The organism is Streptococcus macacae NCTC 11558 (assembly GCF_000187995.2).
Classification (GTDB): domain Bacteria; phylum Bacillota; class Bacilli; order Lactobacillales; family Streptococcaceae; genus Streptococcus; species Streptococcus macacae.
Map to the genome: position 1 here is coordinate 557,477 of NZ_AEUW02000001.1, position 16,564 is coordinate 574,040.

General features: G+C 36.2%; 15 protein-coding genes and 1 other annotated feature. Of the genes, 11 read left to right on the forward strand and 4 right to left on the reverse strand.

All coding sequences use genetic code 11. The annotated features are described in order from the left end of the window. Positions 1-232 precede the first annotated feature (232 nt). Entirely contained in the window at positions 233-1,609 is a 1,377-nt protein-coding gene (locus STRMA_RS02775) for an amino acid permease (protein ID WP_003078571.1), read from the forward strand. 9 nt (positions 1,610-1,618) lie between these two features. Beyond that, positions 1,619-2,590: a homocysteine S-methyltransferase gene (gene mmuM / locus STRMA_RS02780; protein WP_003081788.1), complete on the forward strand. Its 972-nt coding sequence runs from the start codon at positions 1,619-1,621 to the stop codon at positions 2,588-2,590. A gap of 73 nt (positions 2,591-2,663) precedes the next feature. Here mmuM and STRMA_RS02785 read toward each other — a convergent pair whose 3' ends face one another. After that, complete coding sequence (locus STRMA_RS02785; protein WP_003078999.1) at positions 2,664-3,947, reverse strand: aminotransferase-like domain-containing protein; 1,284 nt, start codon at positions 3,945-3,947, stop codon at positions 2,664-2,666. Positions 3,948-4,051: 104 nt separating this feature from the next. On the opposite strand from STRMA_RS02785, the gene STRMA_RS02790 reads away from it, so the two are divergent. Both STRMA_RS02790 and STRMA_RS02795 read left to right on the forward strand, forming a co-directional pair. Beyond that, positions 4,052-4,909 carry a pyridoxamine kinase gene (locus STRMA_RS02790; protein WP_003082268.1) on the forward strand — a complete coding sequence of 286 codons (858 nt, stop codon included), beginning with the start codon at positions 4,052-4,054 and terminating at the stop codon, positions 4,907-4,909. Continuing rightward, positions 4,899-5,429: an ECF transporter S component gene (locus STRMA_RS02795; RefSeq protein WP_003078666.1), complete on the forward strand. Its 531-nt coding sequence runs from the start codon at positions 4,899-4,901 to the stop codon at positions 5,427-5,429. The genes STRMA_RS02790 and STRMA_RS02795 overlap by 11 nt, the downstream gene beginning before the upstream one ends. Before the next feature lie 287 nt (positions 5,430-5,716). Here STRMA_RS02795 and STRMA_RS02800 read toward each other — a convergent pair whose 3' ends face one another. After that, the gene (locus STRMA_RS02800) at positions 5,717-7,819 is read right to left on the reverse strand and encodes an AAA family ATPase (protein WP_003081746.1); all 2,103 of its coding nucleotides are present in this window, start codon (positions 7,817-7,819) and stop codon (positions 5,717-5,719) included. A gap of 228 nt (positions 7,820-8,047) precedes the next feature. Beyond that, positions 8,048-8,180, forward strand: a sequence feature (ribosomal protein L10 leader region). A gap of 32 nt (positions 8,181-8,212) precedes the next feature. Here STRMA_RS02800 and rplJ point away from each other — a divergent pair. Then, the gene (rplJ, locus tag STRMA_RS02805) at positions 8,213-8,716 is read left to right on the forward strand and encodes a 50S ribosomal protein L10 (protein ID WP_003079989.1); all 504 of its coding nucleotides are present in this window, start codon (positions 8,213-8,215) and stop codon (positions 8,714-8,716) included. Between the two features lie 65 nt (positions 8,717-8,781). Beyond that, positions 8,782-9,150, forward strand: coding sequence for a 50S ribosomal protein L7/L12 (gene rplL, locus STRMA_RS02810; RefSeq protein WP_003082454.1), 369 nt, complete (start codon positions 8,782-8,784; stop codon positions 9,148-9,150). A 217-nt stretch (positions 9,151-9,367) separates the two neighbouring features. On the opposite strand, the gene STRMA_RS02815 is transcribed toward rplL, so the two are convergent. After that, positions 9,368-10,162, reverse strand: coding sequence for a DUF4145 domain-containing protein (locus STRMA_RS02815; RefSeq protein WP_003078705.1), 795 nt, complete (start codon positions 10,160-10,162; stop codon positions 9,368-9,370). Between the two features lie 315 nt (positions 10,163-10,477). Then, positions 10,478-11,374: a polysaccharide deacetylase family protein gene (locus tag STRMA_RS02820; RefSeq protein ID WP_003081973.1), complete on the reverse strand. Its 897-nt coding sequence runs from the start codon at positions 11,372-11,374 to the stop codon at positions 10,478-10,480. 108 nt (positions 11,375-11,482) lie between these two features. On the opposite strand from STRMA_RS02820, the gene STRMA_RS02825 reads away from it, so the two are divergent. The 5 genes from STRMA_RS02825 to folP all read left to right on the forward strand — a co-directional run bounded on the left by STRMA_RS02825 (position 11,483) and on the right by folP (position 16,558). After that, positions 11,483-12,769: a homoserine dehydrogenase gene (locus STRMA_RS02825; RefSeq protein ID WP_003080007.1), complete on the forward strand. Its 1,287-nt coding sequence runs from the start codon at positions 11,483-11,485 to the stop codon at positions 12,767-12,769. Position 12,770: 1 nt separating this feature from the next. After that, positions 12,771-13,634, forward strand: coding sequence for a homoserine kinase (gene thrB / locus STRMA_RS02830; protein ID WP_003079713.1), 864 nt, complete (start codon positions 12,771-12,773; stop codon positions 13,632-13,634). Between the two features lie 202 nt (positions 13,635-13,836). Then, positions 13,837-15,108 (forward strand): bifunctional folylpolyglutamate synthase/dihydrofolate synthase, encoded by a 1,272-nt coding sequence (locus STRMA_RS02835; RefSeq protein ID WP_040841747.1) that lies wholly within the window; start codon positions 13,837-13,839, stop codon positions 15,106-15,108. Between the two features lie 80 nt (positions 15,109-15,188). Next, complete coding sequence (gene folE, locus STRMA_RS02840; protein WP_003081506.1) at positions 15,189-15,758, forward strand: GTP cyclohydrolase I FolE; 570 nt, start codon at positions 15,189-15,191, stop codon at positions 15,756-15,758. Further along, positions 15,758-16,558, forward strand: a complete 801-nt coding sequence (gene folP / locus STRMA_RS02845) for a dihydropteroate synthase (RefSeq protein ID WP_003079844.1) — start codon at positions 15,758-15,760, stop codon at positions 16,556-16,558. The genes folE and folP overlap by 1 nt, the downstream gene beginning before the upstream one ends. Positions 16,559-16,564 lie beyond the last annotated feature (6 nt).

The following is a 16,564-nucleotide window of genomic DNA, read 5'->3' on the forward strand; positions in this document are numbered from 1 at the left end:
CTAAAAATAGTGTTTTAAAAAACTCTTGTGACGCACTTTGAAAACTTCGAAAGGCAATAAGTAAAATTCTTTTAGAAAACCTTATTTGGGCTTTTGAGTGGTTGAACAATGTTTCAAAGCAGAGCAAATGGCTATTTAGGATATAGACTAAGCATAACTAGTCATAAAAAATAACTAATCATAGCTAGCTTTGTTTTATGTTATGATAGTCCTAACAGTTTTAGGAGGACTTATGGAAAATCATAATTTTGATAATGAAGGTCAGTTTAAACGCAAGATGACCAGCCGTCATCTTTTTATGCTATCTTTGGGTGGTGTTATCGGAACTGGTTTATTTTTAAGCTCTGGTTATACTATCGCTCAGGCAGGACCATTAGGTGCCGTCATCTCTTATTTTATTGGAGCAATTGTTGTTTATTTAGTCATGCTTTCTTTAGGAGAATTAGCAGTAGCCATGCCTGTTACGGGTTCTTTTCATACTTACGCAACCAAATTTATCAATCCCGCAGCCGGCTTTACTATTGCTTGGCTTTATTGGATATGCTGGACAGTTGCTTTAGGAACAGAGTTTTTAGGGGCAGGCATGCTGATGCAGCGCTGGTTTCCTCAAATCCCAACTTGGATTTTTGCTGCTGCTTTTGCTTTGATTATTTTTGGTATTAATGCTCTTAGCGTACGCTCTTTTGCTGAAGCAGAATCCTTTTTCTCTAGTATTAAGGTTATTGCTATTATTGTTTTTATTGTATTAGGGTTAGGAGCTATGTTTGGCTTTGTTTCATTTGAGGGAAAGCATGAAGCCATTTTGTTTCGCCATTTAACAGCACATGGTGCTCTGCCAAAGGGCCTTCCCGCTTTTGTTTCTGTTTTATTAACAGTAAATTATGCTTTCTCTGGAACGGAATTAATTGGTATCGCCGCTGGCGAGACGGATAATCCTCAAAAAGCAGTCCCTCAGGCTATTAAAACGACTATTGGGCGCTTGGTTATCTTTTTTGTTTTAACCATAGTCGTACTGGCTTCTTTATTGCCAATGAAAGAGGCAGGAGTATCGAAAGCTCCTTTTGTTGATGTTTTTGATAGGATGGGGGTACCTTATGCTGCTGATATGATGAACTTCATTATTTTAACAGCTATTTTATCAGCTGGTAATTCAGGGCTTTATGCTTCCAGCCGAATGCTTTGGTCTTTAGCTAATGAAGGAATGATCAGTAAAGCTATTGTTAAAATTAACGATCATGGTGTTCCAATGAGGGCTTTGCTTTTATCTATGGCAGGAGCAGTTCTAGCTTTATTTTCTAGCATCTATGCAGCTGATACTGTTTATTTAGCCCTTGTTTCTATAGCCGGCTTTGCCGTTGTGGCAGTTTGGCTGTCTATTCCTATAGCACAAATAAATTTTAGAAAGAAATGGTTAAAAAAGCATACAGTTGAGGAATTGTCTTATAAAACGCCTTTTACACCGATTCTTCCTTATGTGACAATAATTCTATTACTTGTTTCTATTGTAGGTATTGCCTGGGATCCTGAACAACGTGTTGGTTTGTTTTTTGGTATTCCTTTTGCTGCTATATGCTATTTTTATTATTACTGGCGTCATAAAACTTATTAAGGAGAAAATATGGGACGTTTTAAAGAACTGCTCAGCCAAGAAAATTATTTAATATTACACGGAGCCTTAGGGACTGAATTAGAATTTTTAGGTTATGATGTTTCTGGTAAGCTGTGGTCTGCAAAATATTTATTAAAAGATCCGCAACTAATTCAGGATATTCATGAAACCTATTTAAAAGCCGGTTCAGATATTATCACAAGCTCAAGTTATCAAGCTAGTGTCTTAGGCTTGTGTGATTACGGTTTAGACTATGAGGAAGCTTTGAACGTTATTGCCTTAACCGTTCAGCTGGCTAAAAAAGCACGTGAGAATGTCTGGTCCACCTTAACTGAAAAAGAGAAGAAAGCACGGCCTTATCCTCTCATTAGTGGAGATGTCGGCCCTTATGCTGCCTATTTAGCAGATGGATCTGAGTATAGCGGAAATTATGGCTCTATCAGCAAAGAGACCTTGAAAGATTTTCATAGACCGCGCTTGGCTGTTTTAGTGGATGAAGAATGTGATCTTTTAGCTCTTGAAACAATTCCCAATTATCTTGAAGTCCAAGCATTGTCTGAATTGCTTCAGGAAGAATTTCCAGCAGTTGAAGCCTATATTAGTTTTACAGCACAAACTAAAGACAGTATTTCAGACGGAACAGCTATTGAAAAGGTGGCACAATTGGTAGATCGCTCTCCGCAGATTTTAGCATTAGGTATCAATTGCAGCTCACCGCTGATTTATAAGAGTCTATTGCAAAAAATAGCTGCTATTACAGAAAAACCTTTAGTAACTTATCCAAATTCTGGTGAAATTTACGATGGAAAACATCAGAATTGGACTAAAGCAGCAGCAAGCAGCGGCAGTCTATTAGAAAATACTTTAACTTGGTATAAATTAGGGGCTAAAATCCTTGGTGGATGCTGTCGTACAAGACCAGCTGATATTAAAAATCTCAATCAAGGGCTGCAAAGAGCTATAAAAAAGAGAGTGGGTTAAATGGCAAGAATCTCCTTATAAGCGCTTCTTGCCAAAATGCTCACTTCTCTTTTTCGGATTACTGTATTTTCATCTATTGCACAGATTGGCTGAAAGAGGTATGGAGAACTCTAATAACTTCTTTCCAATCCGTCTCTTTTTGCAGCTGAATGTACTGATAAGGACAGTTTTTAATATAATTTTTTTCTAACCAATCGACCGTTTTTAATTTTTTCTTTAGAAATGATTTTCTTAATTTTGCCGGCAGCTCAAGTGTTAAAATATTTTGAGAAAGATGATAAGGAATGCAAATACGGCTTAAATGAACCTCTTTTTTGAATTCTAGACTTTTTTGCTGGCGGATTTGTCTTAAATATTTTTTATTTTTAGCAAACATGCCGTTATCAATATAAAGTGATAGTGCTTTTTGCATGATAAGATTGGTATCATAGTCAATTAAACTTTTATCAGCTAGAAATCTTTTCCGTAATTTTTTAGGCAGCACTAACCCCCCTAGACGTAAGGCTGGAAAAAGTGACATTGAGAAAGACTTTAGATAAATGATCCGATCATGAGTATCAAGGTAGTGAAGAGGGACGTTAGCGGCTTTGTCAAAATCAGCCATGTAGTCATCTTCAATGATGTAAACATCGTATTTATGAGCTAAATTAATCAAGTTTTCTTTTTCTTTCAAAGTATAAGATAGGCCTAAAGGATTAGAAAAACGGGGAATAGTATAGAAAAACTTAATATCTCCTTCTTTAAATAGTTTTTCCAAACGTTTAAAGTCAAGTCCTTCAAAATCACGTTTAATCGTCAAATAAGGAAGATTTTGTGATTTAACAAGTTCATTCATCCGATGATAGGTAGGCTGTTCTAAGAGAATAGTCTTTTTTTGATTGGGAAAGTTCATTTGAGATAGGATATAAAGAGCCTGCTGTGTTCCAGAAGTGATAACAATATTTTCTTGCTTACAATAAACCGATTCATCTAAAAAAAGATTTTGCAAAGACTGTGTTAACTCCTCAAGCCCTTCTTGACGATGGTAGTAATTGAAAAGATAGTTTTCGCGTCCGATTAAAGTTTCATTGACGCAAGTTCGAAAATTTTCATAAGCTAAATAATGATAATCCGATGGTGTAATAGCAGGAATCATATCATCTTGATGGTTATCCTCAAGAACGTAGTAACCGCTTTTAAGAATAGGATAGATATATTTTTGGTATTTTAATTCGATCAAAGCTTTTTGAGCAGTATCTTTGCTGCAGTGAAAAGTTTGACTTAATTGACGAACAGAAGGCAGTTTATCTCCTCTTTTTAAGCGGCCTGTGTCAATTTGCTGGATAATAGTATTAACTATTTCTTGATATTTACTCATTTTTTGTCCCCATACAGTTTAAATTTTAATCTATTGTACACTATTTGAAAATAACATACAATAAAATATATTGATTAAAGAAAAAACCATTTTAAGGAGCAGTTATGTCCTCACGATTGCTTATTGCTAATGATTTACCTGGTTTAGGTAAGGTAGCTTTAGGAAGTGCTTTGCCAGTAATGGCTGCTTGCCAAGTAGAAACTGCAGTTTTGCCAACAGTTTTATTATCTTCACATACCGGAGGGTTCTCTCATGTTCATATAGCTGATTTGACAGCAGACATGCAGGCTTTTCTTCATCATTGGGAAAAATTACCGATTTCTTTTGATGGTTTAGTAACAGGATATCTCAAAAATATAAAACAGATAGACTTGTTACTGGATTTTGCTGATAAAAAGCAGTTACCTCTGTTTGTTGATCCAGTAATGGCGGATAAAGGCCGATTTTATAAAGGTTTTGACCAAGAATATGCCAATAGGATGAAACAGCTCTGTCAAAAAGCTGATGTGATTATACCTAACCTAACAGAAGCAGCTTTTTTAACAAATATGGCTTTTTTAATTGATGGCTATAAAAGGGTTCAAATTGAAGAACTATTAAGAAAATTAGGAGATCTTGGACCCAAATATGTTATTTTAACAGGTGTTTCTTTAGAACAAGGTAAGATAGGTTTAGCCATTTATGAAAAGGCCGTAGATAAAATAATCTATCTAATGTCTAACTATTATGATAAGCACTTTTGGGGAACAGGAGATATTTTAACAGCTATTTTAGCATCATTATATTTTCAAGGTATTGATTTAAAAATAGCTGGAAAAACAGCCTTAACTTTTTTAAATCAAGTCCTATTAAGTACCATAAAGTTAGATAGAGACTTAAGATTTGGTTTATATTTCGAACCACATCTTTTAGAACTGGCTCAAAACTGTGTGACTTTAAAGGAGGAAAAAGATGGAAAATAATCAACTACGTCAGTATGTCAATATTAGTTTGTTTGCAGCTCTTATATTTGTCAGTGTCCAATTTTTGCGTATTCAAGTGGGGCCGCAGTTTATTCATTTAGGCAATGCTTTGGTTGTTGTAGCAGTACTTATTTTTGGAGCGAAATTTGGATCTTTAGCTGCGGCGATTGGTTTGGGTCTTTTTGATATTTTGAACAATTATGCAGCTGAAGCCTGGATAACTGTTATAGAATCACTTATTGTCTGCTTTGTTTTACATCTGGTTTATGAAAAAGGTATGAAATCAAATGACAGACCTCTGAATATTATTTTGGTCGGTTTTATCGCTGCAGTGACAAAGATTATCCTTAATCTTTTTAAATATACACTGATTAATAGCTTAGTAGGCAGTTTAACTTTATTTCCAGCTCTTTGGGCTGCAGCAGTTAAAATATTAGGTACTTTTGGGACATCAGCTGTAACAGTTATAGCAGTACCTTTGCTTTACCCTGTTTTTAAAAGGATTGTTAAAGGACAGTAATAGGAGAGATAAGAGATGTGATTTCTTGTTTAGAATAAAAGCAAAAGGAGCTTGGGATTATTTTATCCCAAGCTCCTTTTGTATAGCAGTAATGAAGTAAGACTGACTGTTTAGGCTCGAACTTTTAACAGTCCACTGGATCGTTAAAAATATCCCTTGTAGTGCAACAATAAGCTCAACTGTTTAGGAAACAGTTGAGCTTATCAAATCCCGTAAGTGATCAATTCCTAATTACTGTGCGGAAGTGGAACTGCAAAAAAGATTACTGTTCCCACTCTCTTAATGATTTATTCTGCTTCGTTTTCTGTGATAATAAGTTCCTTGTCTTTCATATCGGCTTTAAGGTGTTTTACATCTGTATGATCAAGATAAAAGTCAGTAACTTTATCGCGAATTTCTTGTTCGATAACACGGCGAAGCGGGCGTACTCCCATAGCTTCATCATAACCTTCTTCAATAAGGTGAGCTTTAGCACTGTCACTAACAGTAAGATCAATTCCCTTTTTAGCAAGTGTCTGATTAACTTCAGAAAGCATGAGATTAACGATTTCATTCAAATCTTCTTTTGTTAAATGTGAGAATTCGATAACAGCGTTAAAGCGGTTGAGAAACTCTGGTCGGAAGAAAGGAGCGATACGATCCATAATTTTCATATCTTTATCTTCATTTCCAGTCAGACTTTCGTTGCCAAAACCAGCATTTGAAGTAGCGATAATAACAGTGTTTTTAAAGTTTATCGTGTTGCCTTGGCCATCAGTCAATCGGCCGTCATCAAGCACCTGTAAAAGCAGTGTAATAACTTGTGGATCAGCCTTTTCGATTTCATCAAGGAGAATAATAGAATAAGGATTGCGGCGCACACGTTCCGTTAAAGTATTACTATTGTCATCATACCCTACATATCCAGCTGTTGTACCAATGAGCTTAGAAACAGCTGTACGATCGCTATATTCAGACATATCCAGCCGAATGATAGCATCTTTAGAGCCAAACATATCAAGAGCTAACTGTTTAGCAAGTTCAGTTTTACCAACTCCAGTTGGACCAACAAATAAGAAACTTCCGATTGGACGATTGCCTTCGTCAAAGCCTGCACGATTGCGGCGAATAGCCCGTGATACAGCTTCAACAGCTTCGTCTTGTCCAATAACTTTGCCTTTAAGGCGAGAGTTCATTTCTTTCAAACGTTCAATATCGCTTGTCCCCATTTTAGAAACAGGTATTCCAGTTAAACGTTCAACGGCCTCAGCGACATCATTGATGCTTGCTGTAACTTTTTGACCCTCAGTGTGGTTATCAATTTGAGCTTGAAGTTTATCAATTTTGGTTTTTTCTTCCAGAGCTGCTTCATAATCTTCTTTTTCAGCAGCAGCTTGCTGTCTGTCTTTAGCCTTTTGGATATCAGCCTCAAGTGATTTGACATCTGTTGCTGGATGCTGAGCAGCTAAGTGAGCAGCAGTCATATCCACTAAATCAATAGCTTTATCTGGCAGACTGCGTTGAGGAATGTATTGGACAGATAAATCTACCGCAGCTTTTAGAACTTCTTTAGGTAAAACAACATTATGGTGCTGTTCATATAGGGCTGCAATACCTTCCAAAATTTGGTAAGTATCTTCTGCAGAAGGAGCATTGACCTTAACTTCATTGAAACGGCGGGCCAGTGCAGCATTCTTCAAAATGGTATTGCGGTATTCATCTTGCGTAGTTGCACCAATAACAGTTAATTCTCCTCTAGAAAGTGCTGGTTTTAAGATATCTGCAAGGCCTTTAGAACCATTATCACCGCCCATACCTCCAGCTCCTAAGATCTGATGGATTTCATCAAAGAAGAGAATGATGTTTCCTGCTGATTTGACTTCATTGACTAAATTTTGAATATTTTCTTCAAAAGAGCCACGGTATTGTGTACCTGCTTCAAGGCCAGAAATATCAATAGAAATAATCTCTTTATTTTTAATAGCAGCAGGGACATCGCCATTAACGATAGCCTGTGCTAGGCCTTCAACGACAGCAGTTTTACCAACCCCTGCATCTCCTACAAGAACAGGGTTATTTTTTGTTCGCCGTGCTAAAATTTCAGCAGTTTCTTGAATTTCTTTATTTCGGCCAATAACAGGATCAAGATTATTTTGGCGAGCTTCTTCAGTTAAGTTGCGTCCGAGTTTGGCTAGAATACCATCTGCTTTAAGAGAAGAAGCTGGTTGATTTTTCTGAGCTTCTTCGCTTGCTGGCAGTTGCCCAGTTTGACGATAGTAAGCGAATTCTTCCGGAGTAACTTCACGCCCGTTAATAAGATAGCGTCTGTTTTCTGAATTATATCCTCCCATATTTCCCATTAATTGGTTAAAAATATCATCCATATTGTTAAAATTGTCAAAATTTGCCATAGAATTTTACCTCTTTTTTATTAAAATATAAATAGTTATGCAAAGTTTATTATATAACATAGCAATTAAGAAATAGGTCAAAATTATTGATACAATAAGCTTTATCAACTATTTGCCTATAGTATAACATAAATTCTATTATATATCAATAGAAAAGTGTTCTATAATATAAAAAATATTTTAAACTTTTCTTACCTTGACAAGTCTGATAGATATGATATAATAAGCAAGGTTTTGAAAAACTGACCTAAGACAGCAGGGGAGCAAGCTCATAATATTCCTGCCGAGGCACAAAACGTAATGTAAAAAAAACGTATTGTACTTTCGTGTCTAGGTCTGGATGCGATTTTTTTATTGCATCCAGCCAAAAATAAAAACGGAGGTTAAACACTGATGAGTGAAGCAAGTATTGCTAAAAAAGCAGAATTAGTTGATGCTGTTGCTGAAAAAATGAAAGCAGCTGCAAGTATTGTCATTGTTGACTCACGCGGCCTTACAGTAGAACAAGATACCGTTCTTCGCCGTTCACTGCGCGATAGTGATGTTGAATTTAAAGTCATTAAAAATTCAATCTTACGCCGTGCTGCTGAAAAAGCTGGTCTTGAAGGACTTGAAGATGTTTTTACAGGACCGTCTGCTGTAGCCTTTTCAAATGAAGATGTTGTAGCGCCAGCTAAAATCATCAACGATTTTGCTAAAGATGCTGAAGCTCTTGAAATTAAGGGTGGTGCTATTGAGGGTTCTGTCTCTTCAAAAGAAGAAATCATGGCTCTTGCAACCCTGCCAAGCAGAGAAGGACTTCTTTCTATGCTCTTGTCTGTACTTCAAGCGCCAGTCCGCAACGTTGCCTATGCTGTCAAAGCCGTGGCAGAAAGCAAAGACGAAGACGCTGCTTAAGTCTTCAAACCGTAGCATAGCGCTACAAATAATTTAATTAAAAACATATTTGGAGGAAATTAACAATGGCATTGAACATTGAAAACATTATTGCTGAAATTAAAGAAGCTTCCATTCTTGAACTGAATGATCTTGTGAAAGCTATCGAAGAAGAATTTGGTGTAACTGCAGCAGCTCCTGTAGCAGCTGCTGGTGCAGCTGGCGGAGAAGAAGCTGCTGCTAAAGATTCATTTGATATTGAATTAACTGCTGGCGGTGACAAGAAAGTAGCTGTTATCAAAGTTGTTCGTGAAATCACAGGTGAAGGACTTAAAGAAGCTAAAGGTCTTGTTGATAATGCACCATCTGTCCTTAAAGAAGGTGTGGCTGCAGAAGAAGCAGAAGAACTTAAAGCTAAACTTGAAGAAGCTGGAGCAACTGTTACTCTTAAATAAGAGGAACATCAGAATGACTTAAGTAAAAAAGGAGCTTGGGACTATTTTTTATCCCAAGCTCCTTTTTGTCTAGCAGTTATATCATAAGGCAGTAATTGAAAGTAAGATTGACTAGTTATATCTCATTGCAATTGAAATCTCCTTTTTGGTATTCAGTTTAATTTATTCATTATGTAATAGGGATCTAAAAGAGAGAACAAACTTTGCAATGTGACTTTTATTTTAACTCTTTTGCATCCAGTATCTGCTGTTGGTGTATTTCTATCATGGGTTCAGAAAGGGAGTTTAGTAAAATGGAAGAAATAGTTTGTATTTCTTTATTTTGGCTGATTTGATTATTAACGATGAAATTGAGTAATTTTAAGAGTGATAAGGCAAGCTCCTTATTATCATGGCTGTTAATCTTTCCTGGAGCTATAGCCTCATCTCCTAAAACTTGCGCTTTAATAAGCATTTCTTTGACTTCTTTAGGGAGTCCTTTGGTCAGTAGAGCATTAATGTTTTCATCAAGAGAGTTTTCTTTGTTTCCTAAGTATTTCAAGAGTTCTTCGATAGCTAATCTAGAAAGGGCAGCGGCAGCTTTTGGAGATTTTCCTAAAATCGCTCTAGCTTCTAAATATAATGAACAGATAGTTTGAGGCATATCAAGGCTAGGTAAGGGAATTTCTTCCATAGTTTTTTGAGGATAGATTAACTTTTCGAATTCTGACTTATCTGTATCATTAAAGATATTGTGAGAAGTATTGATTGTCTTTATCCAAATAGAAATCTTATTACAGGCTAAACATTTTGCCTGTAAAATATAGGTTGTGATATTAGGATTCTTCTCTTCTTTGATTGTTTGTGGGTTAGGGTCAAAATCTAATTCTCGTGAAATCCATCTGTGTGATGCTAACGAGCTGCAATAAGGGCAGATTAGTCCTTTTGAGTTCATTGGTGTATTGTAGCCAAGAAGCTTACTATCGAAATTCTCTTTTCTTTTTGGGCTAGTTTCTTGTATATCTATGACCATTGCTAAATCCTCCGGTAAATCATTATTCTAAGTCAATAATAGCATAAAATGCTGATAAGAGATTTTAAAAAGTTAAGATTCAGTTTTAAAATTATCAAGAGCTAGCAAATTGGTATTTCAATTTTGAATTTTTGGTTATTGAGTTATGGCTGTAGCGCAAAAGTTGGTGTGTAAATAAATATAATATAGCTTGTTATTATTAAATCTGCAGATAAGCTGCTGTACTATTATATAAAGATGTAAAAACAACTAAAGAGCGATAGGACTCCAAATGTCTTATCGCTCTTTAGTGCTCTTTAGTTATGTAGATAAACTTTATTCAGAAACGGCGGAAGAAATACTGTTCATCAAGAGATCAGCATTTGTACTAGGCAGTATCCTTACGCGGTTTAAAGAAAGCAAACCATTGTCAACACTTGCTAAACCTTCGTGGGTAGTCACTCCTAATTTATAGCTTTTAGCAAGAGTAATAGTAGTGGCATTGTATCGACCTGCTGGGTAGGCAATAGCATAGGTATCTTGGTTTAAGGACTTATCAAGGTAGTCTTTAGACTGTTTCAATTCTTTCATTTGCGTTTGGGGATCAGAAACAGCTAAATCAGGATGGGTTACAGTATGTGATTGAAAAGACATGCCGTTTTTCTTCATTTCCCTCATCTGCTTTAAACTAAGATTGCTTGGACGCTTTTCATCAGTGAAGCTAGTAATCACATTATTTGTTGCTTTAGCATGATATTTTTTCAAAATAGGGTAGGCAATAGAATAAAAGTCAATTAAGCTATCATCAAATGTCAGCCAGATAACTTTTTTAGAAGGCAGACTGTTTTGAGTAAATGCCTGATAAGCTTCTTCGGGAGAAAGGAAATAATAACCTTCCTCACTTAAACGTTTGATATGGCTTTCAAAAACACGAGGTGCAAGGATGAGATTAGCATTTGAAGCTTCCTCAGGAGCCATTTCATGAATGGCATGATACATAAGGATGGGAATTTTGACGGTTTTTTCTTGCTTAGTCCATTTTAGCGTGTTTGGTTTTATATTTTGTTGTTGTTTGCTAATAGGCGTTTTTGTTTTTTGAGTCAACTGTCTGTGAGCTGTTTTTTTAAGAAATATAAGAAGCAGCAGTAAAACTAAGATGCAAATAAACCCCAAAATTTTCAGAATTGTGCTTAAGTTTTTATTTCGTCTTGATTTTGTCTTTCTTTTTCTCATAAATGTTTTCTCCTAAAGTTATTATAGCATAAAGAATGCCTAAACTTTCTGTAAATTACGATAAAAATTTGGTATAATAAGAAAAATGTTTTTTACAAGGAGAAGGAAATGTCTATAAGAATTGGTTTACTTGGTTTTGGTACGGTAGCAAGTGGAATTCCTTATCTATTGCGAGAAAATGGAAGTAAAATAACAGACGCTGCTGGAAATACGCTTGAAATAGCTAAAATTTTAGTGAAAGATAATGAAGAAAAAAATCGTCTTTTGGCAGCAGGCAATGATTTTAATTTTGTAACAAATGTGGATGATATTTTGTCTGACGATAGTATTGCTATTGTTGTAGAATTAATGGGACGGATTGAACCAGCTAAAACTTTTATCACTAAAGCACTTGAAGCAGGAAAAAATGTTGTTTCAGCTAATAAAGATTTGATTGCAACACACGGTGCGGCCTTGATTGCACTTGCTAAGGAAAAAGAAGTAGCCTTTTATTATGAGGCTGCTGTTGCTGGAGGAATTCCTATTTTGCGGACCTTGGCTAATTCTTTAGCTGCTGATAAGGTTACCCGTATTCTTGGAGTGTTAAACGGAACTTCTAACTTTATGATGACCAAGATGGTAGATGAGGGTTGGACTTATGAAGCTGCTTTAGCAGAGGCTCAAGCTTTAGGCTATGCTGAAAGTGATCCTACCAATGATGTGGAAGGGATTGATGCTGCTTATAAGGCTGTTATTCTCAGCCAATTTGGTTTTGGTATGACGATTGACTTTGATCAAGTATCCCATCAAGGAATTTCAACAATTACACAAGATGATGTAGCAGTAGCTCAGCAATTGGGATATGTGATTAAATTGCTTGGCTCAGTAGAAGAAACACCGTCAGGAATTTTTGCGGAAGTGTCACCTACCTTCCTTCCGAAATCACATCCATTAGCTAGTGTTAATGATGTTATGAATGCTGTCTTTGTAGAATCAATCGGTATCGGTGAATCAATGTATTACGGGCCTGGAGCTGGCCAAAAACCAACAGCAACTTCAGTTGCAGCTGATATTATTCGAATTGCACGCCGGATCACAGAAGGTAATCTTGGCAAATCCTTTAATGAATTTACACGTGAAACAGTTATCGCTAATCCCAATGATGTTCAAAGCAATTATTATTTTGCTGTGGATACACCGGACAAAAAAGGGCAGCTATTGCGTTTAGCGGAGCTTTTTAACGCAGAAGATATTTCATTTGAACAGGTTCTGCAGCAAAAGGCTAATGGTGAGAGAGCACGTGTTGTTATCATTACTCATTCTTTAAATAAGACACAGCTAGCTAATATCAAACAGAAACTTCAGGATGAACCTGAATTTGAGCTTTTAAATACCTTTAAAGTATTAGGGGAATAATATGAAAATTACTGTACCGGCAACATCTGCTAATATCGGGCCTGGATTTGATTCTGTAGGAGTTGCTTTATCAAAGTATCTTTCTATCGATATTTTAGAACCGTCTGCTTCATGGGAAATTATGCATAATTTAGGAGATATTCCTAGTGATGAAAAGAATTTGCTCATCACAACTGCACTGAAAGTTAAACCTGATCTTAAACCGCATCGCCTGCAGATGAGCAGTGATATCCCCCTTGCTAGAGGCTTAGGGTCATCCAGCTCTGTTATTGTAGCAGGGATTGAATTAGCTAATCAATTGGCAAATTTGGAATTAACAGATAATGAAAAGTTGGCTATAGCAACAGAAATTGAAGGCCATCCTGACAATGTAGCGCCAGCCCTTTTGGGTAATCTTGTTATTTCAAGCTATGTCAATAAGAAAATAAATTACATTGTTGCTGACTTTCCAGAAAGCTCCTTTGTAACTTTTATTCCAAATTATGAATTAAAAACAAATGATAGCCGCAGTGTTTTGCCTAAAGAATTTTCATATAAAGAGGCTGTCGCTGCTAGCTCTATTGCAAATGTAGCTATTGCGGGGCTTTTAAAGGGAGACTTGAATACTGCTGGAGCAGCAATTGAGAATGATTTGTTTCATGAACGTTTTCGTCAAGATCTTGTTAAGGAATTTTCAGCGATAAAAACCATTGGAAAAAAACATGGTGCCTATGCTACTTATTTATCAGGAGCTGGTCCGACGGTTATTGTCTTATCATCAAAAGATAAAGAAAGGCTTATCCAGAAAGAAATTGAACAGCTAAATCTCTCTGGAGAACTCCACTTGCTGTCGGTTGATACTGAGGGAGTGCGTGTTAGGGCTTGATTGTTTAGCTATATTTTATGGACTAAGGGGGAGAATTAACTCCCTTTTTAAAAACTATTATTAAAAATGATAATTGTTTATGGTGTTCTTTTAAAGAGATAGCTTCTTGTGAAATACTTTGGATAATAAAGAATTTCCAGCAAATGCACTTTTTATAGGTAATTATCATCTGCTTATGGGTTTTGATGAAATGGAGAAGAAATTGACGTATCAAGAGGCTTTAAACTGGATACAGGGGAATTTGAAATTTGGAATCAAACCAGGACTTGATAGAATGTCTTGGATGTTGAAGGAATTAGGCAACCCGCAAGAAAATATTAATGGCATACACGTAGTTGGAACAAATGGGAAGGGGTCTACAGTTCATTATTTGCAAACGATTTTTAGTCAAGCAGGTTATGAGGTAGGTACTTTTACTTCACCTTATATTGTTGATTTTCGAGAGCGTATTGCCATTAATGGAAACATGATCCGTCAAGAAGACTTGATGGTTTTAGTACAATTAGTGTCTCCTGTTGTCAAGCGGCTTCCCTTAGAGACTTCATTGGAGCCAGCGACAGAATTTGAAATTATTACCTTAATGATGTTTCTTTATTTTGGTAAATTGCACCCTGTTGATTTAGTCATTGTTGAGGCAGGTTTAGGAGGGCTTTATGATTCTACCAATGTTTTTAAGGCTCAAGCTGTTATCTGTACCTCTATTGGACTGGATCATCAGAATATTTTAGGAACGGATTACATTCAGATTGCTCAGCAAAAAGTAGGAGTGCTAAAAAATAAGGTTCCCTTTATTTTTAATGAAAACAGAACTGAAGTTGAAAAAGTCTTTTGTAAACAAGCAGAACAGACACAAAGTCCTATCTATCAATTAGGTAAAGAATTCTCTATTGTCAATTATGATAACAGTTTTGATTTTATATATGGAAAAACAAGAATAAATGATATTCAACTAGCTATGAAAGGACAGCATCAGTATTTTAATGCTGCCTTAAGTATTATGACCTGCCTCTTATTGCAGGAAAAATTTCCTCAAGTCACTCAAAATATTATCAAACAGGCACTTGGTCATAGTCGCTGGATAGGCAGAATAGAATTTATCAGAGACAATCTGATAATAGATGGGGCGCATAATAAAGAAAGTATTACTGTTTTGATTGATTTTTTAAAAAAGGAATACCCCACTAAAAAAATTCATATTCTTTTTGCAGCTATTGATACGAAACCTATCGAAACAATGCTCTCCTTGCTAGAGCAGTTTAATGATTTAACTGTGACAAGCTTCGAGCATCCTAATGCTATTTGTCTAGAATCTTATCCAGAAAAATATGAGAGAGTTGCAGATTTTAAAGATTGGCTTCCTAAATGGGAAGCAGCAGAGCCCAATGATCTGTTTGTTATTACAGGGTCTTTATATTTTATCGCGCAAGTTAGGAAAACCCTTTTGCAAAGTCAAACAATAAACCGTAATAAATAATAAATTGGCCATAACTTTATCCATTTAAAGAAAAGCAAAAAGAAGACTTTTTGCTAAATATATTATATAGGTGAAAATAAATGTCGAATCAAAAAAAGATTGAACAAGCTGTTTATCAGTTGTTGGAAGCACTTGGTGAAAATCCAAAACGTGAAGGTTTATTAGATACCCCAAAACGTGTTGCTAAAATGTACCAAGAAATATTTTCAGGATTACAAGAGAATCCAAAAGATCAGTTTACAGCAGTCTTTTCTGAAGGTTATGAGGAAGTTGTACTGGTTAAAGATATTCCCTTTGCTTCCATGTGTGAACATCATCTGCTCCCTTTTTATGGTACAGCTCATGTGGCTTATATTCCTAGTCAAGGCCGTGTAACAGGTTTGAGTAAGCTTGCGCGTGCTGTAGAAATAGCCAGCAAGCGGCCGCAATTACAAGAACGGTTAACTGCTCAAATTGCTGATGCTTTGCAAGAAGCTTTGCAGCCTCAAGGTATTTTTGTAATGCTGGCAGCAGAGCATATGTGTATGACCATGCGCGGTATCAAAAAACCAGGCAGCAAAACGGTAACGAGTGCTGCTAGAGGCATTTATAAGGAAGATAAAGAAGCGCGAAAAGAGATAATAGCTATGATTCATAATAAGGAGAAATGATGAAGATCGGTAGATATAACTTACCTGGTCAGGCAGCAATAATGGGGATTCTTAATGTCACTCCCGATTCTTTTTCAGATGGGGGATATTACGAAACGATTGAACAAGCTTTGAGACAGGTTCAAGAGATGTTGAACGCTGGCGCAGACATTATTGATGTAGGTGGTGAATCAACACGGCCAGGGGCTGAATTTGTGACAGCTCAGGAAGAGATAAGAAGAATTGTTCCAGTTATTAAGGCTATTAAACAGCGTTTTAATTGTCTTATCAGTGTTGATACTTATAAGACACAGACAGCTCAAGCAGCACTTGAAGCTGGGGCAGATATCTTAAACGATGTTTGGGCAGGCCTTTATGACCATCAAATGTTTACTTTGGCGGCTCAGATGGAAGTTCCGCTGATTTTGATGCACAATCAAAAAGAAGAGGTCTATCATAAGGTTACAAGAGATGTCTGCCAATTTTTAACAGAACGAGCCCAATTAGCTTTAGACAGTGGTGTTAAAAAAGAAAATATTTGGATTGATCCTGGCTTTGGTTTTGCTAAAAATGTTGAGCAGAATGTAGAGCTTTTGAAACATTTAGATGAAATTACCCACTTAGGATATCCTGTCTTATTTGGTATTTCAAGAAAACGTGTAGTTGATAGTCTGCTTGGCGGCAATACGAAGCCTCTTGATCGCGATGCGGCAACAGCAGCCTTATCAGTTTATGCTATCAATAAGGGTTGCCAAATGATTAGAGTTCATAATGTAGCTGCTAACAAAGATGCAGTTAGAGTAATAAATCAGTTGATGTGAGAGAAA